Source organism: Nakamurella flavida (assembly GCF_030811475.1).
Lineage (GTDB): Bacteria > Actinomycetota > Actinomycetes > Mycobacteriales > Nakamurellaceae > Nakamurella > Nakamurella flavida.
Map to the genome: position 1 here is coordinate 98,763 of NZ_JAUSQV010000001.1, position 25,915 is coordinate 124,677.

24 protein-coding genes, 1 tRNA gene and 2 pseudogenes are annotated in these 25,915 nt (G+C 67.6%); 13 read left to right on the forward strand and 14 right to left on the reverse strand.

The window, feature by feature from the left end:
* Window positions 1–129: 129 nt before the first annotated feature.
* The 7 genes from J2S58_RS00460 to aceE all read right to left on the reverse strand — a co-directional run bounded on the left by J2S58_RS00460 (window position 130) and on the right by aceE (window position 8,527).
* Window positions 130–1,356 (reverse strand): beta-ketoacyl-[acyl-carrier-protein] synthase family protein, encoded by a 1,227-nt coding sequence (locus J2S58_RS00460; protein WP_205255049.1) that lies wholly within the window; start codon window positions 1,354–1,356, stop codon window positions 130–132.
* 115 nt (window positions 1,357–1,471) lie between these two features.
* Window positions 1,472–1,714, reverse strand: coding sequence for an acyl carrier protein (locus tag J2S58_RS00465; RefSeq protein ID WP_205255050.1), 243 nt, complete (start codon window positions 1,712–1,714; stop codon window positions 1,472–1,474).
* A gap of 197 nt (window positions 1,715–1,911) precedes the next feature.
* A complete protein-coding gene (locus J2S58_RS00470; RefSeq protein WP_205255051.1) occupies window positions 1,912–2,889 on the reverse strand; it encodes a beta-ketoacyl-ACP synthase III in 978 nt (325 codons plus the stop codon).
* Window positions 2,886–3,815: an ACP S-malonyltransferase gene (locus J2S58_RS00475; protein WP_205255052.1), complete on the reverse strand. Its 930-nt coding sequence runs from the start codon at window positions 3,813–3,815 to the stop codon at window positions 2,886–2,888. The genes J2S58_RS00470 and J2S58_RS00475 overlap by 4 nt, the downstream gene beginning before the upstream one ends.
* Window positions 3,816–3,925: 110 nt before the next feature.
* Complete coding sequence (locus J2S58_RS00480) at window positions 3,926–5,152, reverse strand: PucR family transcriptional regulator (RefSeq protein WP_306826013.1); 1,227 nt, start codon at window positions 5,150–5,152, stop codon at window positions 3,926–3,928.
* A 189-nt stretch (window positions 5,153–5,341) separates the two neighbouring features.
* Window positions 5,342–5,545 (reverse strand): cold-shock protein, encoded by a 204-nt coding sequence (locus tag J2S58_RS00485; protein WP_205255054.1) that lies wholly within the window; start codon window positions 5,543–5,545, stop codon window positions 5,342–5,344.
* A gap of 210 nt (window positions 5,546–5,755) precedes the next feature.
* Window positions 5,756–8,527 carry a pyruvate dehydrogenase (acetyl-transferring), homodimeric type gene (gene aceE, locus J2S58_RS00490; RefSeq protein ID WP_344469925.1) on the reverse strand — a complete coding sequence of 924 codons (2,772 nt, stop codon included), beginning with the start codon at window positions 8,525–8,527 and terminating at the stop codon, window positions 5,756–5,758.
* Between the two features lie 392 nt (window positions 8,528–8,919).
* Between aceE and J2S58_RS00495 the strand changes: the two genes are divergently transcribed.
* The 4 genes from J2S58_RS00495 (at window position 8,920) to J2S58_RS00510 (ending at window position 10,383) form a co-directional block, all read left to right on the forward strand.
* The gene (locus J2S58_RS00495) at window positions 8,920–9,354 is read left to right on the forward strand and encodes a DUF3052 domain-containing protein (protein ID WP_306826016.1); all 435 of its coding nucleotides are present in this window, start codon (window positions 8,920–8,922) and stop codon (window positions 9,352–9,354) included.
* Window positions 9,351–9,887 carry a peroxiredoxin gene (locus J2S58_RS00500; RefSeq protein WP_205255056.1) on the forward strand — a complete coding sequence of 179 codons (537 nt, stop codon included), beginning with the start codon at window positions 9,351–9,353 and terminating at the stop codon, window positions 9,885–9,887. Before J2S58_RS00495 ends, J2S58_RS00500 begins: the two co-directional genes overlap by 4 nt.
* Window positions 9,888–9,941: 54 nt before the next feature.
* Window positions 9,942–10,013 (forward strand) — tRNA-Val (locus tag J2S58_RS00505).
* A 130-nt stretch (window positions 10,014–10,143) separates the two neighbouring features.
* Window positions 10,144–10,383 (forward strand): hypothetical protein, encoded by a 240-nt coding sequence (locus J2S58_RS00510; RefSeq protein ID WP_240188245.1) that lies wholly within the window; start codon window positions 10,144–10,146, stop codon window positions 10,381–10,383.
* A gap of 243 nt (window positions 10,384–10,626) precedes the next feature.
* Here the strand turns inward: J2S58_RS00510 and J2S58_RS19140 are convergent.
* The 5 genes and pseudogenes from J2S58_RS19140 to J2S58_RS00535 all read right to left on the reverse strand — a co-directional run.
* A pseudogene (locus J2S58_RS19140) lies at window positions 10,627–11,661 on the reverse strand (recombinase family protein); the annotation flags it as partial.
* A gap of 181 nt (window positions 11,662–11,842) precedes the next feature.
* On the reverse strand, window positions 11,843–12,070 hold the full coding sequence (locus tag J2S58_RS00520; protein WP_205255057.1) for a hypothetical protein: 228 nt from the start codon (window positions 12,068–12,070) through the stop codon (window positions 11,843–11,845).
* Between the two features lie 4 nt (window positions 12,071–12,074).
* Window positions 12,075–12,614 (reverse strand): hypothetical protein, encoded by a 540-nt coding sequence (locus J2S58_RS00525; RefSeq protein WP_344469964.1) that lies wholly within the window; start codon window positions 12,612–12,614, stop codon window positions 12,075–12,077.
* A gap of 37 nt (window positions 12,615–12,651) precedes the next feature.
* Entirely contained in the window at window positions 12,652–13,092 is a 441-nt protein-coding gene (locus tag J2S58_RS00530) for a single-stranded DNA-binding protein (RefSeq protein WP_205255058.1), read from the reverse strand.
* A gap of 89 nt (window positions 13,093–13,181) precedes the next feature.
* Window positions 13,182–14,543 carry an IS256 family transposase gene (locus J2S58_RS00535; RefSeq protein ID WP_205255139.1) on the reverse strand — a complete coding sequence of 454 codons (1,362 nt, stop codon included), beginning with the start codon at window positions 14,541–14,543 and terminating at the stop codon, window positions 13,182–13,184.
* A gap of 133 nt (window positions 14,544–14,676) precedes the next feature.
* Between J2S58_RS00535 and J2S58_RS00540 the strand changes: the two genes are divergently transcribed.
* The 9 genes and pseudogenes from J2S58_RS00540 to J2S58_RS00580 all read left to right on the forward strand — a co-directional run bounded on the left by J2S58_RS00540 (window position 14,677) and on the right by J2S58_RS00580 (window position 24,671).
* A complete protein-coding gene (locus tag J2S58_RS00540) occupies window positions 14,677–14,943 on the forward strand; it encodes a hypothetical protein (protein ID WP_205255059.1) in 267 nt (88 codons plus the stop codon).
* A 60-nt stretch (window positions 14,944–15,003) separates the two neighbouring features.
* Window positions 15,004–15,468 carry a hypothetical protein gene (locus J2S58_RS00545; RefSeq protein ID WP_205255060.1) on the forward strand — a complete coding sequence of 155 codons (465 nt, stop codon included), beginning with the start codon at window positions 15,004–15,006 and terminating at the stop codon, window positions 15,466–15,468.
* Window positions 15,465–16,400 carry a hypothetical protein gene (locus J2S58_RS00550; protein WP_205255061.1) on the forward strand — a complete coding sequence of 312 codons (936 nt, stop codon included), beginning with the start codon at window positions 15,465–15,467 and terminating at the stop codon, window positions 16,398–16,400. The genes J2S58_RS00545 and J2S58_RS00550 overlap by 4 nt, the downstream gene beginning before the upstream one ends.
* A gap of 71 nt (window positions 16,401–16,471) precedes the next feature.
* Window positions 16,472–17,608: an alpha/beta hydrolase gene (locus J2S58_RS00555; protein WP_205255062.1), complete on the forward strand. Its 1,137-nt coding sequence runs from the start codon at window positions 16,472–16,474 to the stop codon at window positions 17,606–17,608.
* Between the two features lie 135 nt (window positions 17,609–17,743).
* Window positions 17,744–17,923: pseudogene (locus J2S58_RS00560) on the forward strand (helix-turn-helix domain-containing protein); the annotation flags it as partial.
* 76 nt (window positions 17,924–17,999) lie between these two features.
* Window positions 18,000–18,644, forward strand: coding sequence for an N-6 DNA methylase (locus J2S58_RS00565; protein ID WP_205255064.1), 645 nt, complete (start codon window positions 18,000–18,002; stop codon window positions 18,642–18,644).
* Window positions 18,641–20,302 (forward strand): Eco57I restriction-modification methylase domain-containing protein, encoded by a 1,662-nt coding sequence (locus tag J2S58_RS00570; protein ID WP_205255065.1) that lies wholly within the window; start codon window positions 18,641–18,643, stop codon window positions 20,300–20,302. Before J2S58_RS00565 ends, J2S58_RS00570 begins: the two co-directional genes overlap by 4 nt.
* Window positions 20,295–22,865, forward strand: a complete 2,571-nt coding sequence (locus J2S58_RS00575; RefSeq protein WP_205255066.1) for a DEAD/DEAH box helicase family protein — start codon at window positions 20,295–20,297, stop codon at window positions 22,863–22,865. Before J2S58_RS00570 ends, J2S58_RS00575 begins: the two co-directional genes overlap by 8 nt.
* Before the next feature lie 30 nt (window positions 22,866–22,895).
* Window positions 22,896–24,671 (forward strand): DUF262 domain-containing protein, encoded by a 1,776-nt coding sequence (locus J2S58_RS00580; protein ID WP_205255067.1) that lies wholly within the window; start codon window positions 22,896–22,898, stop codon window positions 24,669–24,671.
* Window positions 24,672–24,854: 183 nt separating this feature from the next.
* Here the strand turns inward: J2S58_RS00580 and J2S58_RS00585 are convergent, their stop codons facing one another.
* On the reverse strand, window positions 24,855–25,349 hold the full coding sequence (locus tag J2S58_RS00585; RefSeq protein WP_205255068.1) for a hypothetical protein: 495 nt from the start codon (window positions 25,347–25,349) through the stop codon (window positions 24,855–24,857).
* Window positions 25,346–25,813, reverse strand: coding sequence for a DNA cytosine methyltransferase (locus tag J2S58_RS00590; protein WP_205255069.1), 468 nt, complete (start codon window positions 25,811–25,813; stop codon window positions 25,346–25,348). The genes J2S58_RS00585 and J2S58_RS00590 overlap by 4 nt, the downstream gene beginning before the upstream one ends.
* Window positions 25,814–25,915: the final 102 nt, after the last annotated feature.

A 25,915-nucleotide genomic window follows, 5' to 3' on the forward strand; every position in this document is an offset into this window, starting at 1 on the left:
TGTTCTCGGCTCACGCGGAGAGCGGCGCCCCAGCGGCGTCTACGCCCTCGGGGTGCATCCGGACGCAGCACGCCGACAGCCGTCCGGGAGCGCCCGGGTCGGCTGTCGGCGTGTGCCGGCGCGGTGGGATCAGTCGGCGGTGAAGACCAGCGCGACGTTGTGGCCACCGAACCCGAACGAGTCGTTGATGGCGGCGGTCAGCTTGACCTCGCGGTTCTCGGTGGCCACGTCGACCTTGATCTCGGGATCGAGGTTCACGATGTTCCGCGTCCCGGGGACGATGCCGTCGCGGACGGCCAGCATCGTGGCGATGGCCTCGACCGCGCCGGAGGCGCCCAGCATGTGCCCGGTCATCGACTTGGTCGAGGTGACGACGGGGTGGTCACCGATGGCCCGCAGGATGGTCTTGGACTCGGCGATGTCGCCGACCGGGGTCGACGTGGCGTGCGCGTTGACGTGGCCGATGTCCATCGGGGTCAGGTCGGCCATCCGCAGGGCCTTGCCGATGGCCCGGGCCGAGCCCTCGCCGTCGGGCTCCGGGGCGGTGATGTGGTACGCGTCGTTGGACATGCCGATGCCGGCCAGACGCCCGTAGATCCGGGCGCCGCGCGCCTTGGCGAAGTCCGCCCGTTCGAGCACCATGATCCCGGCGCCCTCGCCGAGGACGAACCCGTCGCGGTCCAGGTCGAACGGGCGGGAGGCGTGCTCGGGGTCGTCGTTGCGCGTGCTCATGGCCCGCATCTGGGCGAACCCGGCCACCGGCAGCTGGTGGGTGACGGCCTCGGCGCCGCCGGCGATGGCCACGTCGACCTCACCGGACTTGATCAGCCGGTACGCCCAGGCGATGGCCTCGGCCCCGGAGGCGCAGGCCGACACGGGCGCGTGCACGCCGCCACGGGCCTTGACCCACAGGCCGACCGCGGCGGCCGGGCCGTTGGGCATGAGCATGGGGATGGTGAGCACGGCGACCTTGCGGAGGCCGTCGTTCTCCAGGATGTCGTCCTGCCCGAGCAGGGTGAGCGCGCCGCCGATGCCGGTGCCCACCACCGCCGCGAGGCGCTCGGGGTCGACGCCCGGCTCCCCGGCGTCGGCCCACGCCTCGCGGGCGGCGACCAGCGCCACCTGCTGGGCCCGGTCCAACCGGCGGGCCTCGACCCGGGTGAGGATCTCGGTGGGCTCCACGGCCAGCGGCGCGTGGATCTTCACCGGCAGCTGGTACTTCTCCACCCACGGGGCGTCGTTCGTGGTGACCCCGTTCCGCCCTTCGAGCATGGCCCGCCAGGTATCGGGGGCGGTGCCGCCGATCGGCGTGGTGGCGCCGATACCGGTGACGACGACGTCGTGGTCGGTATACATCGCGAGCCTCAACTCTCCGGGTCAGAACAGGGGACAGCGGGTGGGGCGGGGTCGGCCGGCGGCCGGGCCGCCCTGATCAGCGCGGATCGCGCTGGTCAGGGCCGATCGTGAACGATCAGGAACGGTTGCGGTCGATGTAGGAGACGGCGTCGCCCACGGTCTTGAGGTTGGCCAGCTCGTCGTCCGGGATCTTGACGCCGAAACGGTCCTCGGCCTGCACGGCGATCTCGACCATCGACAGCGAGTCGATGTCCAGGTCGTCGGTGAAGGTCTTGTCGGCGCTGACGTCGGCGGCGCTGACGCCGGCGACCTCTTCGACGATCTCGGCCAGACCGGCGAGGGTGTCCTCGTTGCTCACAGGTGTTCCTCTCTCAGGTGGTGCTGCGGGGTGGTGCTCGGTGGGTGGTCAGGAACGGGGCGCGGATCCGACGCCGGGGCGCGGGCCCCGTCCCCGGGCGGATTCTGCCGTATGGCCCGACCCGTGGCCCGCGCGACGCGGTCCGGTGGGACGGACCACGGCCCGGGACCGCACGGCCCGGTGGACGGACGCACCGGTCACGGGCAGCGGAAGACCTGGGCGGCGTAGGTCAGACCGGCACCGAAGCCGACGGCCAGCACCAGCGCGCCGGAGGCGACCTCGCCGGCCGCCCGCATGCGGTCCAGGGCGAGCGGGATGGACGCCGACGAGGTGTTGCCGGAGGTGACGATGTCCCGGGCGACGACCAGATCGGGGCGACCGCCGGCGGCGATGACCTTCTTGGCCACCGCCTCCACGATGCGCAGGTTCGCCTGGTGGGGCACCAGCACGTCGATGTCGGCCAGGGAGACCCCGGCGGCCTCGGCGGCGCGGACGGCCACCGGTCCGATCGCGGTCGTCGCCCAGCGGAAGACGGCCTGACCTTCCTGGAACAGGCTGCCGTTGCGGTCGGCGACCCGGATCGCGTCCGACTGGGTCTCGTCGCTGCCCCAGACGACCGGCCCCACACCGGGGTCGTCGGTGGCGGTGACGACGGCCGCGCCGGCACCGTCGGCGAAGATGATGGCCGTGGCGCGGTCGGTCGGGTCCGTCCACGAGGTGAGCTTCTCCGACCCGACGACGAGCACGGTCCGGGAGTTGCCGGTGCGGACGGCCTGGTCGGCCGCGGCCAGGCCGTAGCAGAAGCCGGCACAGGCCGCGTTGATGTCGAAGGACCCGGGGGCGTGGATGCCGAGGAGGCCCGCGACCTGGGTGGCGGCGTGGGGGATCTGGCTCTCCAGCGTGCAGGTCGCCACGATGACGGTGTCCACGTCGGAGGGCTGCAGACCCGCCTCGGCCAGGGCCTTGGCCGACGCCGCAGCGCCCATCGAGACGACCGTGTCCTCGGGCCCGGCGAAACGACGCTCCTGGATGCCGACGCGGCTGCGGATCCATTCGTCGTTGGTGTCCATGATCCGGGCGAGCTCGTGGTTGTCCACGACCCGCTCGGGTCGGAACGAACCCAGTCCGCTGATGCGCGAGCCCGCGACGACCGGGGGCAGCTGGATGCGGGTCATGCCGCCACCGTGCCGGGGCCGGCGTGCTCGGCCATGAAGGCCGCGGCCGCGTCGAGATCGTCGGGACCCTTGAGGGCCATGGTGGCGACACCCTTCAGTTCACGTTTCACGAGGCCGACCAGGGTGCCGGCCGGGGGGAGCTCCAGGACGCCGGTGACGCCCTCCGCGCGCAGGGTCTGCATGCAGAGATCCCAGCGCACGGGGCGGGTGACCTGCGCACCCAGGGACTGCAGGAACGCCGCGCCACTGCCGACGACCGCCCCGTCGGCGTTGCCGAGCAGGGGGCGGACCGGGTCCGCGGGGTCGAGCGCGGCCAGGTCGGGGGCCAGGGCGAGCTGCGCGGTGGCCATGTACGAGGTGTGGAAGGCCCCGGCCACGGGGAGCGGGATGACGCGGGTGCCGGTGATCGGGTCGTCGGCCAGGGCCCGCAGGGCCGCGGTCGTGCCGGCGGCGACGATCTGGCCGGCACCGTTCACGTTGGCGCCCACCAGGTCCCGCTCGGCCAGGGCGGCCAGCACGGTCTCCGGATCGCCGCCCAGGACGGCACTCATCCCGGTCGGCTCCAGGGCGCAGGCCGCGCTCATCGCGCGACCCCGTGTGCCGGCCAGGCCGACGGCGTCCCCGGTGCTGATCACCCCGGCCAGGGCGGCCGCGGCCAGTTCCCCGACGGAGTGCCCGGCGACGGTCGCACCGGCGGGGAGCTCGAGGTGGGCGGCGGCCAGCAGGGCCGCCGCCACCACCAGGGGCTGGGTGACCGCGGTGTCCTTGATCTCCTCGGCGCCGGCTCCGGTGCCGAGGGCGATCAGGTCGAGACCGGCCCGTTCCGACAGGGTCGCCAGTTGCTCGGGAGCTCCGGGGAGGGCGAGCCACGGAGCGAACATTCCAGGTTTCTGCGATCCCTGCCCGGGACAGACGACGGCCAGCACGTCGTACAGACAACCACGCCGACCTGCCGGTCGGCGGCAGGGCTCGACACGAAGTCCGGTCCACTCAATTGGAGGAATCCTCCAGGAACGTGAGGCGGAACCGCCAAATCTCAGAGCGAGCCGTCTCCGGCGAGGCGGCCGAGGATCACCGCGGTGCGGAGCACGGCCAGATCGCGGGGGCGCCAGGGATCGCGCCCGGTGAGCTCGGCGATGCGGTGGAGTCGGTAGCGGACGGTGTTGGGGTGCACGAACAGGCTCCGGGCGGCGGGCTCCAGCCCACCACCGGCGGCCAGATAGGCCTCGATGGTGGTCAGCAGGGGAGCCGGGCCGCCGGCGAGTGGCGCGTAGACGGCCGAGCGCACCCGTCGCGCGGCGAGCGGGTCACCGTTGAGCACCCGTTCCACCAGCAGGTCGTCGCTGTCCACCGGGCGGGGGGCATCCGGCCACGCTGTGCTGGCGGCGAGTCCGGCCAGTGCCTCGGCGGCCGACACGACGGCGCCGGGCAGTCCGGTCGCCGGTCGTCCGTACACCACCGGACCCGGGGCGAACAGGTCCGTCATCCCGTCCAGCATCCCGTCCCGCCCGTCGCTGGGGGCGGCCACCACGACCACGAGCCGGTCGGCCTGGACTCCGGCCATGGCCCGGACACCGGTGGATCCGGCCCATTCGGCGACCGAGGCCACGCTCTCCGCCCGGTCACCCGGTGGTGCGCTGCCGACGACGACGACGACACCGGCGCTCGGATCCCAGTCGAGCGCCGCCGCCCGCGAGGACAGGCTCGACTGGTCCTCCCCGCGCACGATGCCGTCGACCACGGCGGCCTCCACCCGGGCGTCCCACGCGCCGCGGGTCTCGGCCGCGGCTGCGTAGACGGCGGCCGCGGCGAAGGCGACCTCCCGGCTGTAGCGCAGCAGGGAGTCGCGCAGGGCCGCGGCCTCGACGGCGTCGGTGGCCAGCGCGGGGAGTTCCTCCTCGGCCACGGTGATGGCGATCCGCACCAGCTCCACCGTGCGCCGCAGCGAGACCGCCCGCACCAGGTCGCGGGGGGCGGTGCCGAACACCCGGTCGGTGATGCGGTAGCCCGTGCCGGGGTCGTCCACCCACCGGACGTACCCGGAGATGCCGGCCTGGGCGACCAGGGACACCCAGGATCGTTGGTCGGCGGACAGCGACCGGAACCAGGACAGGCGTCGGTCCATCAGCGCGACGGAACGGGTGGCCAGCACGCCGGCGGCCCGTTCCACGGTGGCCAGGGTGCGGGCGCTGACCCCCGGCGCCGCCGCCGAGCTGTCGCCCCGGTGGGCGGTGTCGGCGGGCGCGTTCGCATCCGGGGTCACCGGGTCAGCCTGCCAGGCCCGGCAGCCGGAGCCGAGGACTCGAGCCGGGGGTCCGGGGCCCGGAGACGCTCGCCGGTGAGCCCGGACCGGTCGGCGCACGGCGACCGGCGTCGGTGGACGTCCGCGAGAACGACATCGGGGCCGGCACCCGTGATCGGGTGCCGGCCCCGATGACCGGTCTGTCGCGTGTCAGGCAGGGCTCACGTTGGTGGCCTGCGGACCCTTGGCCGACTGCTCGACCTCGAAGCTCACGGACTGGCCCTCCTCGAGGGACTTGTAGCCGGAGCCGCCGATGGCGGAGTAGTGCACGAAGACGTCCCCGGAGCCGTCCTCGGGGGAGATGAAGCCGTAGCCCTTCTCCGCGTTGAACCACTTCACAGTGCCCTGCGCCATGCCTGCTCTCCTCGAGCGTCGTCCGCGGGCCGAGACCGCGGGATCGGACACCCCGACCGGGCCTCCGACCGAGGGGAAGTGCCTACCCCGAGAGATGCCGTTCGACACACCAGGAGAGCAACAACATCGGGAGAGTACCCAATGAACTGAGGCGTGCGCCACAGTTGGCCGGAGCCGTCGGGGTGATCTTCGCAAGATCACCCCGACGGATCAGGACTCGCCGCCGGCGCTGCCCGATCGACCGGCCCGCACGTCGCTGAGCTGGTACTTCTCCGCCGCCTCCGCGGCCGCACCGGCGCGGTACTCGCCGCGCCGCTCGAGAGCAGCCAGGGTGGCGACGACCAGGGACGGGCCGTCGATCAGGAAGAACCGGCGCGCCGCCTGCCGGGTGTCGGAGAAGCCGAAGCCATCGGCGCCCAGGGCGGTGTAGTCGCCCGGGACCCAGGGTGCGATCTGGTTCTGCACCGCACGCTGGTAGTCGCTGGTGGCCAGCACCGGCCCGGGAGCGTCACGCAGCGCCCGGGTGATGTACGGATCGTCGTGCTCGGCACCCGGATCGAGCAGGCGGGCCCGCTCGATCTCCTCGGCGTCCCGCCGCAGCTCCGACCAGCTGGTCACCGACCAGACGTCGGCGGCCACCGACCAGTCCTGCGCCAGGAGGTGCTGGGCCTCCAGGGCCCACCGCACACCCACACCCGAGGCGAGGAGCTGGGCGTGCGCCCGGTCCCCGTCGCCGTCCGGCGCCGGCGCGAGCCGGTAGATCCCCTTCAGCAACCCGTCCACGTCCAGGTCGGCGGGGCCGGCCGGCTGCTGGTAGGGCTCGTTGTACAGGGTGATGTAGTAGGAGATGTTCTCGCCGGTCAGCACCCCGTCCTCGTTCGTGGTGTACATCCGCCGGATGCCGTCCCGGACGATGTGCCCGATCTCGTACCCGTACGCCGGGTCGTAGGCCACGATGTGCGGCTGGGTGGCGGCGAGCAGCTGCGAGTGGCCGTCGGCGTGCTGCAGGCCCTCGCCGGTCAGCGTGGTGCGTCCGGCGGTGGCGCCCAGGATGAAGCCGCGGCCCATCTGGTCGCCCATGGCCCAGAAGCCGTCACCGGTCCGCTGGAACCCGAACATCGAGTAGAAGATGTAGATCGGGATCATCGGCTCGCCGTGGGTGGCGTAGCTCGTCGACACCGCGGTGTACGTCGCCGTCGAGCCGTCCTCGTTGATGCCCTCGTGCAGGATGACGCCCTGCTCGGACTCCTTGTAGGCCAGCATCAGGTTGGCGTCGACCGCCGTGTACAGCTGGCCCGAGGGGTTGTAGATCTTCTGCGACGGGAAGAACGAGTCCATCCCGAAGGTGCGCGCCTCGTCCGGGATGATCGGCACGATCCGCTTGCCGATGCCCTCCTCCTTGAACAGGTCGCGCACCAGGCGCACGAAGGCCATGGTGGTGGCGATCTCCTGCTTGCCCGAGCCGCGGTTCATCACCTCCCACACCTTGTCCGACGGCGGGGTCAGCGCCTTGGCGGTGGTGCGGCGCTCGGGGACGAAACCGCCGAGCTGGGCCCGGCGCTCCTTGAGGTAGCGGATCTCCGGGGCGTCGTCGCCGGGGTGGAAGTACGGCGGCTGGTAGGGATCCTTCTCCAGCTCGGCGTCCTCGATCGGGATGTGCAGCTCGTCCCGGAACTCCTTGAGGTTGGCCAGCGTCAGCTTCTTCATCTGGTGCGTGGCGTTGCGCCCCTCGAACGAGGACCCCAGGTGGAAGCCCTTGATCGTCTTGGCCAGGATGACCGTCGGCTGGCCCTTGTGGGCCAGCGCCGCCGCGTAGGCCGCGTAGACCTTCCGGTAGTCGTGGCCGCCGCGCTTGAGGCCCCAGATCTCGTCGTCGGTCATCGACGACACCATCTGCTTGGTGCGCGGATCGCGACCGAAGAAGTGCTCGCGCACGTAGGCGCCGTCGTTGGCCTTGTAGGTCTGGTAGTCCCCGTCCGGGGTGGCGTTCATCAGGTCGACCAACGCGCCGTCGGTGTCCTGCTGGAGCAGGCCGTCCCACTCGCGGCCCCAGATGACCTTGACGACGTTCCAGCCGGCGCCCCGGAAGAAGGACTCCAGCTCCTGGATGATCTTGCCGTTGCCGCGGACCGGGCCGTCCAGGCGCTGCAGGTTGCAGTTGATGACGAAGGTCAGGTTGTCGAGCCCGTCGACCGCGGCGACCTGCACCAGGCCGCGCGACTCCACCTCGTCCATCTCGCCGTCGCCGAGGAAGGCCCAGACGTGCTGGTCGGAGGTGTCCTTGATGCCACGGTGGTGCAGGTAACGGTTGAACCGGGCCTGCTGGATAGCGTTCATCGGGCCGAGGCCCATGGAGACGGTCGGGTACTCCCAGAAGTCCGGCATCAGCCGCGGGTGCGGGTAGGACGGCAGCCCGCCGCCCGGGTGGGAGGCCTCCTGGCGGAACCCGTCCAACCGGTCGCTGCTCAGCCGTCCCTCGAGGAAGGCGCGGGCGTACATGCCGGGGGAGGCGTGGCCCTGGAAGAAGACGTGGTCACCGCCGCCCGGGTGGTCCTTGCCGCGGAAGAAGTGGTTGTAGCCGACCTCGTACAGGGTGGCCGACGAGGCGTAGGTCGACAGGTGACCACCGACGCCGATGCCCGGGCGCTGGGCGCGGTGCACCATCACGGCGGCGTTCCAGCGGATCCAGGCGCGGTAGCGACGCTCGATCTCCTCGTCACCGGGGAAGTCGGGCTCGGCCCCGGTCGCGATGGTGTTGAGGTAGTCGGTGGTGATCAGCCCGGGCAGGCCGACGTGCCGTTCCTTGGCCCGGCCCAGGATGCGGTTCATCAGGTAGCGGGCGCGTTGCTGACCGCCGGCGTCGACCATGGCGTCGAAGGAGTCCAGCCACTCCTGCGTCTCCTCGGGGTCGGCATCCGGGATCTGCGCGATCCCGTCCGGGATGAGGTGATTCCGCGGCCGCAGTTCGTCTTTCCCTGACACGATCGATCCGATCTCCTCGTGGGCCCGGCGCCGGGGTGGGTTCCTGACACGGCCGGTGGTGGTCGACCGCCGCCGCCGGATGGGCGGTACGCGATCACACCCCATCCTGGCCCATCGGCGGGCGGGCATGCGCGCCGGGCCGCGCCCGGCCTCCCGGCCAGCACGAACGGCCCCGTCCCGGCGGTCGGTGCCGGACGGTGACACCAGGGGTGGGGCGGCGCGCCGGGGGCGTCGCCCGGTCGGGGCGGAGGTGCCGGGAAAACACCCACGTGAAGATTGTGTTGTTCACGGAAGGGCCCGCGACGCATAAGGTAATCAGCCATGAGGCCGTGGAGTGACCCGACACATCTGTCGGGGCCGATGACCGCCGGGCGTGAAGGAGTGCAGCAGCAGTGAGTGAATTGGCAGAGCAGTCGGTTGCAGCGGCTGCTCGGCTCGGGATGTCACCGGGAGACACCGTCGGAGAGGTCGGCTACGACGAGGACGTCGACCACGAACTGCGTGACGCCGTCCAGGACGTGATCGACTCCGACCTGCTGGACGAGGACACCGACGAGGTCCTGGATGCGGTGCTGTTCTGGTGGCGCGAGCCCGACGGCGACCTCACCGATGCGTTGGTGGACAGCATCTCGCTGCTCGCCGATGCCGGGGTCATCTGGCTGCTGACGCCGAAGACCGGGCGTGACGGCTATGTCGAGCCCAGTGACATCGCGGAGGCCACCGCCACCGCGGGCCTGTCCCAGACGACCAGCGTGCCCAGCGGCAGTGGCAGCGGGTGGATGATCACCCGGCTGGTGCGACCGAAGTCGGGCAAGGTCCGTCGGTGACCGACCCGCTCGCCGGGTCGGACGGGCCGGTCGCGGTGGGGGACCGGGCACCGGACTTCACCCTGCCGGACGCGAACAACGTGCCGGTGACGCTGTCCGAGTTGCTGGTGAGCAAGGCTGTCCTGTTGGTCTTCTACCCCTTCGCCTTCTCCCGGATCTGCAGCGGTGAGCTGAGCGCCGTCCGGGACGATCTCGCTTCGTTCCAGAACCACCACGTGCAGGTTCTCGGCATCTCCACCGATCCGCCCCCGACCCTGCAGGCGTGGTCCCGCGCCGAGGGATACTCGTTCCCGCTGCTCAGCGATTTCTGGCCGCACGGCGAGACGGCACGCGCCTACGGGTGTTTCCTGGCCAAGGCCGGGATGGCCGTGCGCGGGACCTTCCTGGTCGAACCGTCCGGCACCGTCGTGTTCGCCGAGGTCAAGGGGCCGGGTGAGGTGCGTGATCAGGCCGGCTGGCGACGAGCGGTGGCCGCGCTGTCGGGGCGGGGCTCGGAAACCGACCTCGCCACCGCACCGGCCGTCGGCGGTTAGCCGGGCAGGCGGTCTCCGGAGGACCGATCACCGGCCTCTCGGGGTCGGTGTCAGGGGCGTGTAGCTCAGCGGGAGAGCACCCGGTTTACACCCGGGCGGTCGCAGGTTCGAACCCTGTCGCGCCCACCCCACGCACAAGGCTCGAACCCTTGCCAACGGAAACGTTGGTTGAGGTTCGGGCCTTGTCGGCGTCTGCGGCCCAGGTCAGGGCGTTGGCGTTGACCTGCGGATCGAGGAGCATCTCGAAGGGCCGGTTGTGCTCGACGCGCAGCTCGTTGTCCTCGTCGATGAAGACCTTCGTGAAGAACGCCTGGTTGCACAGCCGCCGGTTGGTGTCGTCGCAGCGGGTGTAGATATCGGCGCAGTTGGCGAGCAGGCCGAGGGCGTCGTCGAGGTGGGCGCGGGCGTCGGCGTAGTCGCCGTGGTGGGCGTCGATGCGGCGGGTCACTTGGTCGAGTTCGGCGACGATCCGATCCTGTTCGCGCTTGAGCACTGAGAGCGGGATCGCGTCGGCGTAGTGCGCCTGCATGAGACGGTCCTGCTCGCCTTCGAGCCGGTCGCGGTTGGTGGTGAGGCGTTCCAGTTCCTCGGTTTCAGCGGCCATGAGCCGGTCGAACTCGTGGTGGAGCATCCCTGCGAGGGCGTCCTGCTGGGCGGGCGTGATCTGGACGCGGGTGTAGTAGTCCTCGACGAGCTTCTCGACATCTTCGATGAGCATCGCCTGGCGCGTGCAGTCGGTGCGCTTGGAGTGCCGACCCGAGCACACGAAGTAGCAGTAGACGTTGCCGTGCCGGTTCTTCGCGTTCGAGACGATGAGCCGGGACCCGCACTGGCCGCAGTGGACGGTGCCTTTGAGGTAGTGGCCGTGGACTTGGGTCGCCTCGACGGCGCACTGGTGCGCGGTGAGCACGGACTGGACCTGGTACCAGACCTCGGCAGGCACGAGCGCCGGGTGGTTGCCCTTGTAGCGGGTGCCTCGGTAGATGACATCGCCCTTGTAGTACGGGTTGGTCAGGAGCCGATGGATGGTAGACACCGCCAACGGCTTCGCCGGCCGCTTCGGCGTCGGCAGGCTGCGCAGCCCCCGCGAGGTGAGGTCGTCGTGGAGCTGGCTCACGCTCCAGTTACCTGAGGCGTACGCCTTGAACGCCCACTCGATCATCGGTGCTCGCTCGGGATCGAGCTCGATGGTGCGGGATTCGCGGCCGAGTTCGTCGCGCTTGCGGACGTTCAGATACCCGATGGGGGCGCGCCCGTTGGTGCCGCCACCGATGGCCTTCTGGGTCATGCCCTTGGCGACCTCGGTGGCGAGGTTGCGGGAGTAGAACTCGGCGATGGTGGACATGATGCCGTGCAGCAGCATCCCGGAGGGGGTCTCGTCGATGTTCTCCGACGCGGATACGAGCATGACCCCGCACTGTTGGAGTGCGAGGTGGATGCTCACGTCGTCGGCGCGGTTGCGGGCGAGCCGGTCGACCTTGTGGACGATGCAGTAGGCGACCTTGTTGGCCTTGACGTACTGGATCATCCGCATCAGCCGGTCGGACGACTTGGCTGAGGCTCCCGCGTCGACGAACTCCTCGACGATGCCGGCGCCGAGCTGTTCGGCCTTACGCCTGGTCGCTTCGCGCTGGGCCGGGATCGAGAAGCCTTCGTCGGTGCCGCCTTTCTCTGCCTGCTCGCGGGTGGAGACTCGCAGGTAGGACACGGCGGCAGCCGCAGTCTTGGGCGGGTCGATGAGGCTGGCTGCCGGATCGTCGGCAATGGTGGTCATCGGGGGCTCACTCTCACGCGGTTCGACCCTCGCGCTCCCACTGTTCGTGGGAGGGGTGTTGATCGTGAGAGCAGCCGATGAAGGCTGTAGGGCGAGACCTGATGGTCTCGGTGCGTGTTGCCCGCCGAGCGGCGAGGTTTAGGCCACAACACCCCGCATCGCGAGGCTTGCAGGGTTCATTCTACCGGGCGGCTTCAGAGGCGGCCAGGCCATCCGGTGCCGCCCGGTAGGTGTCGGGCATCCGCACCGCCTCGCGGGCCGCGCGGCTTTCGCCGGTCTCCTGCAACGTCAGCCGGATGAGAACCTCGGCGAGCTTGTGCAGGTCGGCGCGTTCGCGGTGGACGGCCCGGACGGAGAACGACCGCTCCTCGTAGGGGCGACGATCTGTCTTCTTCGTGTAGCGGCTCATCGGTCTACGGAGCCTCGTCGTCGGCCAGGTTGGCGTAGAACTCGTCTTCGGCCTCCTGGCGCTTGCGGACTTGGGCGATGACGAACTCGACGAACTCGGTGTCGCGGTCGGTGAAGGTGAAGTCCTGGATCGTGGGAGCTGGGTCTTCACCGGGCCATGCAGCTTGCCGGGTCGGTCGGTCGTGGTCGCCACGGGTGCCGCAGGCGGTGACCCAGTAGCGAAGGCGTTCGCGCGCGTCGGCGAAGTCGCGATGCCAGCCGAGCGGCGCGGATGCGTTCTGATCGGGGTCGTAGGCCGCGAGCCAATGCAGGTGCAGTGCCGATAGCTCCCAGACCATCTCCGGGTGGTGATGCCAGAACGGCGGCACCACCGCGACGGTGAGGCCGTAGGTGCGTCGCAGCCAGTCAACCCACCGGTTCAGCGCGAGCCATTCCTGCTCCAGCTCGTGCGCTGTCAGCAGGTTCCAGTTCACGGGGTGCGGCGGTTCGGGCATGTCTGCGTTGGTGGCGTGGGGCGGCCCGTCGAAGACATCCGGCTCATCCATCTCGTGCTGATCGTTCATGGTGCTTCGGCTCCCGAACTCACATGCTGACCGGGGCGTGCGCCGTCGCCGCTGCTCGCTGCGTCGGGTCGTACGCCGCTGCGTCCCGGCCGACTCCATTGCGCGGGGTGCGGTCCACCTCGTAGCGGGTTCGCGCGGCGTCATGGCCGATCTTCTTGGCGACGAACTCTTCGCCCTCGATCGCCTGACCGTTGCGCTCGTAGTTGACCGGCCGCGTGTAGCCCTCGGCGACGAAGTTGTCGCCCTGGGTGAAGTTCGCGTGCGCGTGCTCAGCGGAACGCCCGAACATCACCAGGTGGTGGTAGGTCGTCTCGGTCTGCGTGAACGAGCCGTCGTCCTCACGGCGGAAGTGTTCCTTGCCGATACGGGCGAAGAACCTGGCGTCTCCCTTGGCCGTCTCGGTGAGCAACGGCTCCGGGGCGATGAAGCCTGATAGCGATTCCTGGGTGTGAATGGCCATGATGGCCTCCTCCTGACTCGGGCGACCAACTGCGTGTGGGTCGCTCTGTCAGGCAGAGCTTGTCAAGATTTCTGTGTAAGTGACGGCGGTCACAGATGGGGTTCGATGCGGTCGGGGTAGACCAACGACAGTTGGGCCAGGGCTTGTTTCCAGTTCGTGGTCACCTGTCCCTCGACAAGTCGTCCTTCAGCTTGGCGTTTCTCGCGTCGACCGCGGCCGGCTTCTTTGGCTCGGTCGGCGGCGCGTTTGTCCTCGATGTTGCAGATCGCCAGCCAGAGCAGCTTCACTGCGGCCAGGTCGTTGGGGAAGTGGCCGCGGTTCTTGATGATCTTGCGGAGTTGGTAGTTCAACGATTCGATCGCGTTCGTGGTGTAGATGACCTTCCGCAGCGCCGGCGGGAACGCCAGGAACGGGGTGAACCGGTCCCAGGACCGTTGGAACGCCGCGGCCGTGGTCGGGTACCTGCGGCCGAGTTCGGAGTCGGCGAACGCGTCGAGTTCGACCCTGGCCGCGTCTTCATCGGGTGCCTGGTAGATCGGTTTCAACGCCGCCGCGACGGCTCTGCGGTCGCCGTAGCCTACGAACCGCATCGCCTGGCGGATCAGGTGGACCACGCAGGTCTGCACGGTGGCCAGCGGCCACGTGGCAGCGACCGCCTCGGGGAACCCGGTCAGGCCGTCGCAACACACGATCAGCACGTCGCGAACCCCGCGGTTGGCCAGTTCAGCGCACACCGACGCCCAGAACTTCGCGCCTTCGCTGGCCTGGATCCAGATCCCCAGAACCCGCTTCACACCGTTCATGTCGACACCGACGGCGATGTGCGCGGCGCGGTTGCGGACGTGCCCGCCGTCGCGGACCTTCACGATCAGCGCGTCCAGATAGATCACCGGGTACAACGCCTCCAATGGGCGGTGTTGCCACTCGGTGACCGCGTCCAGGACCTCGTCGCAGATCTTGGAGATCGTCTCGTGCGAGAGTTCCGTGCCGACCGTGGCGGCCAGGTGATGCTGGATGTCGCGCAACGTCATCCCGCCGGCGTAGAGCGAAACGATGATCTCGTCCAAACCGCCCAACCGGCGGGAGCCCTGGGGCACCAGCCGCGGAGTGAACGACCCGGCCCGGTCTCTGGGAATGTCCAAATCCACCGGCCCGACCTGCGAGGACACCGTCTTGGGCGTCGAGCCGTTCCGGGAATTCGGGAACAGCCGGGCCTGCGGATCACCCTTGTCGTACCCGAGATGGTCAGACAACTCGGCCTGCAACCCGCGTTCCAGCGCCGCCTTGATCAACCCCGGCACCAGCCCGCCGTCACCGGTCAGCGGCAGCTGGCCCCTATCGATCTGAGCGAACAGTTCATCCAGAGCGCCAGAGGCACGCAACCGCTGCGCCACCTCAGCAGTGGACAACGGCTCATCGACGACACCGTCAGCACCACCCTCCTCAATCATGGTCATAGCTGTAGTCCTTTCCGGCAGGACCGTCACTTACACAGACCATCTGACACGCCCGTCAGGCAGGTGCGCCCCTGATTCCCAAGCGCCGTCAGGAGGCACCAACCTGTCGCGGTCGCGCTGGACGTACATGGTCAACGGCCACCGTTACGTCCAAGACCCCGCCGTCTTCGAGGGGCTCGCCGCGTTCTTCGACGTGGACGCGGCGTTCCTGCTCGGCGAGGACGGTGCCGCCACGCCCGAGAAGGACTCAGCGCAGCTCGACCTGGTTCGGTCCATGCGTGCCGCGAAGGTGAAGTCCTATGCTGCCCGCACCCTCGGCGACATCTCGCCGAAAGCACTCCACGCCATCACCAAGTTCCTGGATGAGGAAATGACACCAACGCCTGAGCACTGACAGGTGTCGCGCAGGGCGAAGCCGATACCGGTCACTGCTCCCCACTGAGAGGGGCGAACCGTGAACATAGAACAGGCCGTATCGGCGGCCGTCGCGGGCCTTCAGCTCGGCAACACCTTCACCTTCGACGACCTCCTCCGCTCTGTCCAGGACCAGCGGCACCGCAGGCTCCGCGTCATCGAGCTCGCCGACCTCGACACGCACGACGGCCTCTGCGCGCTCTGGCTGGCAACCGATACAGACGACCTCGTGCTCCACGCCCACACTGACTCGACACTCCACAGACAGCAGTTCATCCTCCACGAACTCGCCCACATGATCCTCGGCCACTGCGACGGAGAGGACTGCCCAGCCGTGGACATGCTGCTGCCCAACATCCCGCCCCGCACACGCGGACGCCTGCTCCGGCGGCAAGACCTTGACAGCGAAACCGAGATCGCCGCCGAGTCTCTCGCCGACCAGCTCGCCGCCGGCATCCGAGGATCAGTGTTCGCCGAGTCGGCCTACTCGGAGATATTCGGATGATCCAGACGCTCGTCGCGACGCTCATGTGGGCGCTCGTGGCGAGCCTGCTCATCTTCCGCCGCAAACGCACCGACCGAAGTATCACCCGCGCCGCCTTCACCATCGCCATCGCGATGACGCTGAACGTCGATGGAATCTACACGGCCGTCGATCCGCTCCTCGGCGGCACGAACATCGCGACGCTGATCGCGGACGCGCTCCTGATGGTCGGACTCTTCTTCCTCGGACGCGGCGTCATGAAGACCGGCGAGTACCGGCCCAGGCTCGTCCGCGCCGCCGTCAGTACGCCCGTCCTGCTCGTCGCGCTACTCGCGATCACCGCAGCATTCCTGTTCATCGACCGCGGCCCGACGACCACGCAGTTCATGAACGACTTCGGCGCCCAACCCGCGACGACTGCCTACTCGATCATCACCTTCGTCTATGGCGGCATCGTCATCGCCGCGATGCTCACCCTCGCCGCCCGGCGATACCGGCACAGCGCCGGTGTCCAGCGCCTGCCCGCAGCGCTGCTGACGCTCGGGTCAGCTTTCGGCGTCGCCCTCTGCCTCGCTGTGATCGTCATGGACATCGCCCACGTCACCGGCCGACTCGGCTTCCTGCATGCCGTTCAGCCCGCCTACGGGCCGCTCTCGCTCCTGACGTTCCTATTCCTCTGCGCCGGGTTCGCCGCGCAACCCGCCGTCCGGCGCGCCCAGCACTACCTGCGCGACAAGCGCACAGCCGCCCTCGCGGCACAGCTGGAGTCACTCTGGAACCGAGCGACACAGGTGCGGCCCGGCCTGAGCCAAGCAGACCCGCTCGCCGCCAGCACGGAAGACCCCGAAGGGCACCTCCATCGGGTGATCGTCGAAATCCGCGACGCGATGATCGACCCCCGCATCACCTTCGACATCAGCGCCGAAGACCGCGACCTACTCCAACGAGCCTAGAGTCACCTCGTCGGAAACGACACCACCGTCGCGACGACCTTGCCCGTCCCGAATGTCGAGGAGCGTGAATCGTGATCGGGCGCATCGCCCTCGGCAGCGGGATCGCGGCAGCAGCAGCCGGCGGGCTCGGGTGGGTAATCGCGCGGCGGTTCACCGCGCCCGCCGGCCCGCGCACGTTCGACCTCCCCGCCCGAGGATTCGAGCACGACGACAACGGCGACCTGATCGTGCTCGACCGCACCGCCCAAACGACCGCGGCTGGCATCTACAACCTCTGGTTCAAGCGTGGAGGCTGGGTCCAGCTCTCCACAGATGCCGTCGATCGCGGACCCGCTGGCATCGCTCGCAGGATCACCGGCTCTGCACCCGGCTTCACCCCGAAGACCGGGGATCGTGCCTCGTGGAGCGGGATCTACTACGCCACCCCGGCCGATGCCGGGCTCCACGCCCGCGACATCACCATCACCACCCCCGCAGGACCATGCCCGGCCTGGCGCATCGACGGCGACCCCTCGACCTGGGCGATCCACATCCACGGCCTCGGCAGCACCCGCGCCGGCACCCTCCGCGGCGTGCGGGTCGCAACCGAACTCGGCTACACCTCCCTCGTGGTCAGCTACCGCAACACCACCGAAGGGCCACGAGTCGGCACCGGCCGAACAACCCTCGGCCACACCGAGACGACCGACATTGACGAAGCCATCGGGTACGCCGTGCGACGAGGAGCCGAACAGGTCGTGATCTTCGGCTGGTCAATGGGGGCCGCCATCGCCCTCCAACTCGCCGACCGGCCTCGACACCAAGGGCTGATAGCCGCGCTCGTACTCGACTCACCCGCCCCCAACTGGACCGAAGTTATCAAGGCCAACTGTGCCCGAAGCGGACTGCCCCCCGCCGCCGGACACCTCGCGACCCCGTGGCTCACCCTCGACCCGCTGGCTCGGACAGTCGGCCTGACGGGCCGCGTCCCACTCCGCTCCTTCGACTGGACCGCACGAGCCGCAGACCTCACCACGCCGACCCTGATCCTCCACGGCACCCGAGACGACTCCGTACCGATCCGGCTTTCACAAGCACTCCGAGACGCCCGCCCGGACCTCGTCAAGCTGGAGACCTTCGACGCCGATCACACCCTGTGCTGGAACACCGACCCCGACCGGTGGCAGGAAGCAGTGACCACCTGGCTCAAGGCCCGTGTCCCGCACTGATCGGCCGAGCAGAGCGACCACCCTCGGCACCCATCTCGTTCGGCCACGCCCGGAGAAACCCCACTCAAGCCGCACCTCCACCGGTATCATCGTAAGTGTTGGCCTGCCTGGGCCATTGAGCGAGGGAGGACCAACGTGGCTGAGCCGTGGCTGTCCGCAGACGACATCGCCGCCCACCTCGGGGTCACCAAAGACACCGTCTACACCTGGATCGCCGAGAAGGCCATGCCAGCCCACAAGGTCGGACGCCTCTGGAAGTTCCAAGCCAGCGAGATCGACGACTGGGTGCGTGCGGGCGCGGCGGCCAGCGACGACGAGACCGCTCAGCAGCCCACGCAAATGTCAGCGGTCACTCCTGCGATCGTGACGACGAGCACGGGAAGGGGAGACGATGACGCTGAGTGAAGCCCAGCGCTTGGTGAAGTCTAAGCAGCGCGTTGCCGATCACGGCGAGGTGTTCACGCCGGGGTGGATGGTCGAGGACATGCTCGATCTCGTCAAGCATGAGTCCGAGCGGATCGACTCTCGCGTGCTCGAGCCCGCCTGCGGCTCCGGCAACTTCCTTGTCCCAGTCCTAGCTCGCAAACTCGTCACCGTCCAACTTCGCCACGGCAAAAGCGAGTTTGAGAGGCGTCACTACGCTCTGTTTGCGCTGATGTGCACGTACGGCATCGAGCTCCTCGCAGACAACGCCGAGGAGTGCCGCGACAATCTAGCCGAGGTGTTCAACACGTTTCTGGGCATCAGCAGCGATGACCAGTGGGCGCAAGCGGCGCGCGCGGTCCTAGCCGTGAACATCGTCCAGGGGGATGCCTTGACCATGACCTTGGTGAGTGGCCAGCCGATCACCTTCCCTGAGTGGGGCTACCTCGGCAAAGGGAAGTTCCAGAGGCGCGACTTCCGCTACGACGATCTCACCCAGAGAGCCTCGTACGAGGGCACACTGTTCGGCGAACTGGACGACGACGACCTGTTCGTTCCCGCGCAGACCTACCCGACCATGACCGTCAATCAGATCGCCGAGGCCGCCGCGTGACCCTTGCACCCTTTACCCTCAGAGGGCACAACCCGGATGTCTTGACCTGCATCGCAAACCTCTCGAACGATGAGGTCTTCACCCCGCCCGAGTTCGCGAACCAGATGCTCGACACGCTTGCCGCCGCGTGGGCAGACGCCAACGACGGCGCGAACATCTGGGCTAACCCCGATGTCACGTTCCTCGATCCGTTCACCAAGTCCGGCGTGTTCCTCCGCGAGATCGTCCGTCGGCTCACCGACGGACTGATCCTCGCAATCCCCGACCTCGACCAACGCGTCGATCACATCCTCACCCATCAGGTGTTCGGCATCGGGATCACCCAGCTCACTGCGCTGCTTGCGCGCCGGAGCGTCTACTGCTCGAAGTTCGCCAACGGCACGCACTCGATCGCCAAGTCATTCACGACCGAGGACGGCAATATCTGGTTCGAGCGCACCGAGCACACCTGGGGCGGCGGGAAACGAGAGTTCCGATCCGATCCGCTGACCAGCGAAGAAGTCATCGTCTATACCAACCGCAAGTGCATCTACTGCGGAGCGGGCGAGGATGACTACGCACGTGGTGACGATCTTGAGACTCACGCCTACGCCTTCATCCATACCGACGACATCAAGGCTCGGATCGCCGAGCTGTTCGGAGACAACATGCAGTTCGACGTCATTATCGGCAACCCGCCGTACCAGCTCAGCGACGGCGGCTACGGCACCTCCGCTGCACCGATTTACCAGATGTTCGTAGAGAAGGCGCTGGGGCTCGACCCACGCTTCGCAGTCTTTGTCACTCCGTCTCGCTGGTTTGCGGGAGGCAAGGGCCTCGATGAGTACCGCAAGAAGATGCTGTCCGATCACCGCATGCACGACATCGTCGACTACCCAAAGCTCTACGAGGCCTTCCCAGGCGTGAAGATCAGAGGCGGGGTCTCATACTTCCTCTGGGACCGCGAACACGACGGCCCTTGCACGATCCAGACGATGTGGGACGGGCAGCCGGTGGGCGAGAAGGCGACCCGGTTCCTCGATGCCTACGATGTCTTGGTTCGACGCAACGAAGCTATTCCAATCCTAGAGAAGGTCCGCGCGAAGCACGAGCCAACGCTCGACACTCGCGTGTCTACAGGCAAGCCATTCGGTCTACGCACCTTCTTTCATGGCAAGCCAACCGCCAGCGGTTTGAAGGACCCGGTACAGCTGTTCGGTTCTCGCAAGATCACTTGGGTCGCCCGAAGTGAGGTTCCGCTGAGTGACGGGTGGATCGATCAGTGGAAGGTCCTGATGACTGCTGTGCAGGGCACGAGCGCTGCGGTCGAGACGAAGTTCCTCTCCAAACCGATCATTGCTGGCCCCGGCACAGCTTGCACGGAAACGTATCTTGTCGCTGGAAGGTTTGACGCTGAGGAGGAAGCGACGCGGTACGCCGCGTACCTGCGCACCCGCTTTGTCCGCTTCCTTGTGTCGCTCCGTAAGTCCACTCAGCACGCTACTCGGGATGTGTACGCTTTTGTCCCAGATGTTCCTCTCGATCGGGACTGGACAGATGCTCTCCTGTACGAGCGCTACGGACTGACCGACGACGAGATCGCGTTCATCGAGTCCCAGGTCGCTGCCCACGACGACACCCCCTTCGACGAGGACGGGGCCGACGATAGCGATGAGTAGAGACATCGACGAGCTTCTCCCAGAGAGACCCGAAGCGAGGCTGCGCATCTACGCGTGGTCGCCGAACGATCCACCAGCAGGATATGCAGGACTTCTCAAGGTCGGGCAGACGACGAAGACGGATGTGAATGCGCGCATCCGCGAGTCTCAGGGCCAGATGCAGCAGGCCTACACGCTCCACGTCGACGAGCTCGCCGAACGCGGCGACGGGTCGATCTTTCGCGACTCGGATGTGCGCCAGCGGCTGATCGACAAGGGCTTCGCGAACCCGATCTTCGGCTCGGCGCGAGAGTGGATGCGCTGCACCCCGGAGGATGTGCGTACGGCGATCACCGAGCTTCGCACCGGCGTCAAGCTCAGCGGCACGCACCACGAGACGTTCCCGATGCGTCCGGAGCAGGCCAGTGCCGTCGATAAGGCCGAGGGCTACTTCAAGTCGATATGGGCCGAGGATTCCCAGGCGGTACCACGGTTCCTCTGGAACGCCAAGATGCGCTTCGGGAAGACCTTCGCCTCCTACCAGCTCGCGAAGCGGCTCGGCGCGAGACGCATCCTCGTGGTCACCTTCAAGCCTGCGGTGGAAGATGCCTGGCAGACCGACCTGGAGTCTCACGCCGACTTCGACGGCTGGCAGTACCTCTCCTCGGCCACCGGGGGTAGCCCGGACGACGCGGACAAGACGAGACCGCTGGTGTACTTCGGCTCGTTCCAGGACCTGCTCGGGCGCGACCGGAAGACCGGGCTCATCAAAGCGAAGAACGAGTGGGTCCACACCACCAACTGGGACCTCGTCATCTTCGACGAGTACCACTTCGGCGCTTGGCGAGAGTCCGCTAAAGAGCTGTTCGAGGGCGAGGACGAGAAGGTCAAGCAGAAGGAACTGGCCGCCGAGTACAACGACGGCCTCGTGGCCTTCGACGAGGAACTCGACGAGCTCGGCAACGACGAGGACGACTTCCTGCCGATCACCACCCGCGCCTACCTGTACCTGTCGGGAACACCGTTCAAAGCACTGGCCACAGGTGAGTTCATCGAGGAGCAAATCTTCAACTGGACCTACACCGACGAGCAGCGCGCCAAGGCCGAGTACACCGTCGCGCACCCGGACGCGTGGAACCCGTACGGGGCGCTCCCGGAGATGCGCCTGTTCACCTACCAGATGCCTGACGAGCTCATCGCCGTCGCGAACCAGGGAGAGTTCGACGAGTTCGACCTCAACGAGTTCTTCGACGCAAAGGGAATCGGCAAGGACGCCGAGTTCACCCACAAGACCGACGTTCAGAAGTGGCTCGACCTCATCCGTGGCGCTCACCTGCCCACCCAGGTCGACGCCATGCGAATGGGCACCCGCCCGCCATTCCCATACTCCGATGTCCGGCTCCTGCCCTACCTGCAGCACTCGTTCTGGTTCCTACCCAATGTGGCTGCCTGCCAGGCGATGGCCAACCTGCTCGCGGAGAAGCAGAACGTGTTCTGGCACGACTACAAGGTCCTCGTCGTCGCAGGCACTGGCGCGGGCATTGGCCTGGATGCCCTCCCACCGGTGCGAGCGGCGATCGGCGACGGCCACGACACGAAGACGATCACCCTGTCCTGCGGCAAGCTCACCACGGGCGTCACCGTCAAGCAGTGGTCCTCGATCCTGATGCTGCGAAACCTCAACTCGCCCGAGACCTACTTCCAGGCCGCGTTCCGTGTGCAGTCCCCATGGTCGATCAAGAACCCCGACGGGGACAATCCGAGCGCCGAAGCTGTCCTCAAGCCGGTGTGCTTCGTCTTCGACTTCGCGCCCACCCGGGCGCTGCGTCAGATCGCCGACTACGGGGCTGGTCTCTCGCCGGAGACGCCGAACCCGGAGCAGGCCGTCGAGGAGCTCGTGAAGTTCCTGCCCGTGTTGGCCTACGACGGGTCGAACATGACCCAGGTCGATGCTGGCGGCATCCTCGACATCGCCATGTCGGGCACGTCCGCGACCCTCCTGGCCCGCAAGTGGGAATCCGCGATACTCGTCAACGTCGACAACGACACCCTGCGCAAGATCATGAACAACCCCGACGCCCTCAACGCCGTCATGAACATCGAAGGCTTCCGCGCGCTCGGCAACGACATCTTCGAGACCGTCGTGAACAAGAGCGACGCTGTGAAGAAGGCGAAGAAGGAGAAGGGCGAAGAGATCACTCCGGCGGAGAAGAAGGAAATCACGGCGGAAGAGAAGGAGTACAAGTCCAAGCGGAAGCAGATTCAAGAGAAGCTGGTCAAGTTCGCCACCCGCATCCCGGCGTTCATGTATCTAACCGACTTCCGCGAGAACACCCTCCAGGACGTCGTCACCAAGCTCGAACCGGGCCTGTTCCGCACCGTCACTGGACTGACCGTTGAGGACTTCCATCTGCTCGTGAACCTCGGCGTCTTCAACGCCACCCACATGAACCAGGCCGTCTTCGCCTTCCGGCGCTACGAGGACTCGTCCCTGTCCTACACCGGCATCGAGTCCCACAAGGGGCTGCGGCACTACGGCCTCTACGACACTGTCGTGGCCGTCGATGACGACGCCATCGCCTGACCATCTGCCAGCCCGACCGAGAGAATCCGCATGTCGTTCCAGACCCCGCGCAGCATCGAGGAGATGCTGACCGCTATCCACAAGCGCGAGTACCTGATGCCGGCGATCCAGCGAGAGTTCGTGTGGGGTGCCGATCAGATCACCAAGCTCGTCGATAGCCTCATGCGTGGGTACCCCGTCGGGTCGTTCCTGCTCTGGGACGTCAAGCCTCAAACTGCGCAGTCGTACACCTTCTACCAGTTCCTGACCAACTACCACGAGCGCGACAACCCCTACGCCGACAAGGCAACGGTTCCCTCCGGGAGTGGCACGACGGCGGTGCTCGATGGACAGCAGCGGCTCACCTCGCTGAACATCGCGCTGTACGGCAGCTTCGCGGAGAAGAAGAAGTACGCGTGGTGGAACAGCGCGGACGCGTTCCCCGTCAAGCGCCTATACCTCAACCTCGTCGACGAGCCCGACGACGAGGAGCTCGGCACGAAGTACGACCTGCGGTTCCTCACCGACCGGGAGGCCTCCCCGGCGAACGGCGAGGCCGTCAAGTGGTTCCGGGTCGGCGCAGTACTCGATCTCGCCAACGCTGGCCCCGCGATCATGCGAGAGCTGGAGCAACGCGGCATCGCCGGATCGGCTGACGCGTTCCAACGGCTCTACGACCTGTACGAGGCGGTGCGGGTCCTCAAGCCGATGAACTACTTCCTGGTCACCGATCAGGACGCCGACAAGGTGCTCGAAATCTTCGTCCGCGTCAACAGCGGCGGCACCACGCTCTCGTACTCCGACCTGCTGCTGTCGATGGCGACGAACCAATGGCAAGAGCTGGACGCGCGCGAGGAAGTCCGCTCGCTGGTCTCCGAGATCAATAGCAACGCCGGGCGACAGTTCTCGTTCTCCAAGGATGTAGTGCTGAAGACCGCGTTGACGATCGCGGACGTGGATGTGCGGTTCAAGGTCACCAACTTCACCCAGGGGAACATGGCCAAGGTGGAGGCAGCCTGGCCGCAGATCAAGGGAGCCTTGCTCCGCGCCGCGACGCTGCTCCAGCAGTTCGGGTACAATGAACGTAACCTCACCGCGAACAGCGTGATCGTCCCGATCGCGCATTACCTGCACCTCCGGGGCGCAGGTGACTCATACCTCGACTCCACCGCGGACGCCGCCGACAGGCTCGCCCTCCAACGGTGGGTGACCCGCTCACTGGTCAAGCGCGGCATCTGGGGGTCGGGACTCGACACGCTCCTCACCCGCATCCGCGATGTCCTCCGCACCAACTCGACGAACGGCTTCCCGGTCGCTGCGGTCGAGGAGGCAATGGCGGCCGTCGGCAAGAGCCTCACGTTCGACAACGCCGAGATCGACGAACTGCTCAACCTCAAGTACGCCGGCCAGCGGACGTTCTCCGTCCTCTCGGTTCTGTACCCGGGGCTAGACCTGAGCAAGAAGTTCCACGAAGACCACATCTTCCCCAAGTCCCGCTTCACCAAGAAGAAGCTCCTCGACGCTGGAGTCCCGCTCGACAGCATCGACGACTACCTGGCGGCCGTGAATCTCCTGCCGAACCTCCAGTTGCTCGCCGGGACCGCCAACATCGAGAAGCAGGACGGCCTGCCTGCGGAGTGGATCGACACCGGCTTCCCGAACGAGGACAAGCGAGCCACCTACCTCGCCGAGAACGACCTCGACGGCCTTGCGCTCGACCTGGCCGACTTCACGTCGTTCTTCGAGCAGCGCAAGCAGCGAATCCGGACCCGCCTACTCGCCGCTCTGGGAACAACACCGGGCGCACCGGAGGACGCGGCTCTGTAGTAACCCACGTTCACGCGGCGAGCAGTGACAGTGCGGGCACGGCCTGGAGAGGTAGCACTCCGTTGCCCAGCGCGGTGATCTGCTGGTTCTGCGTCAGGTCATCGCTGTCCGTAACCCATCCGTTCGGTAAGCCCATGAGCCATTCGACGAATGCTGGTGCTGGGCGGGGGCCGTCGGCGTCGTTCAGGAGGGCTGGTGCGGGTGCTGACCGTCCGGTGATGTGTTCCCAGCGGGCGATGGCGTTGGCGTAGCGTCCCCAGCGCTGATCAGTCCGTCGATCAGAGACCACAGGGTCTCCGATTCGGCTCTCCTGCTCGGCGAGCCAGCCGGTCCGTGGAGTGCGTAGTCGATGATCTGGTGCGAGAGCGCGATCGTCCCTCGTCTCGCTCGCACCTGGTCGAGCGTCTCCCCGCCGCGCGATGAGTCCGTCGCCAGCGGGGTGCGGAACAGCGCGCCGGGCGAGGGCGAGGATGCGGAATCGTTGGCGAGGAGCGCCGACGACGGAAGCCGGTAGGCCGATCCATCGCGCATCCAGCCGCAGGTCGGCCAGATCGCCGAGAACGGCGCCGAGAGCCCGTAGAGGTCGAGTTGCGTTGTCTCCCAAGCGCCACGGGTCGGGTTCCAGGCCGCGAAGGGTTGCGCCGTCGGGGGTTGCATCGCCGGGGTTGCGTCGGTCATAGTCGTCTCCTTGTGCGGGTGGCCGCGTCGCTGGTGAGGACAGCAGCCCGCGGACGTTCTCGATGACGACCCACTGCGGTTGGAGTAGGTCGATGGCTGTGGCCATGTGAGCCCAGAGCCCAGAGCCCAGAGCGCGTGCCGGGTGCGAGGCCGGCGCGCTTGCCGACGGTGGACACGTCTTGGCAGGGGAAGCCTCCGATGAGGATGTCCACGGGCTCGACCTGGCTCCAGTCGATGGTCGTGATGTCGCCGAGGTTCGGTGCGCCGGGCCAGTGGTGGGCGAAGACACGGGCGACTGGCTCGTTGAGTTCGGAGAACCACACGGTGCTGGCGTTGAAGACGTGCTCGACGGCGAGGTCGAGGCCGCCGTAGCCGCTGAACAGCGACCCGATCCTGAGTTCTGAATCGCCGCTGATGTCGAGGTTGTGCATGAAGTCTGCTCCGGTGACGGTCGTCCTCGGCATCCGTGCCTCATCGAGAACTGATGCCGAGCTGGTCACCTGTCAGGTGCACGACTCCGACACGCGCCTGCCGCTCAACCGAGCCCCCGCTTGCCGCCCCCAAGG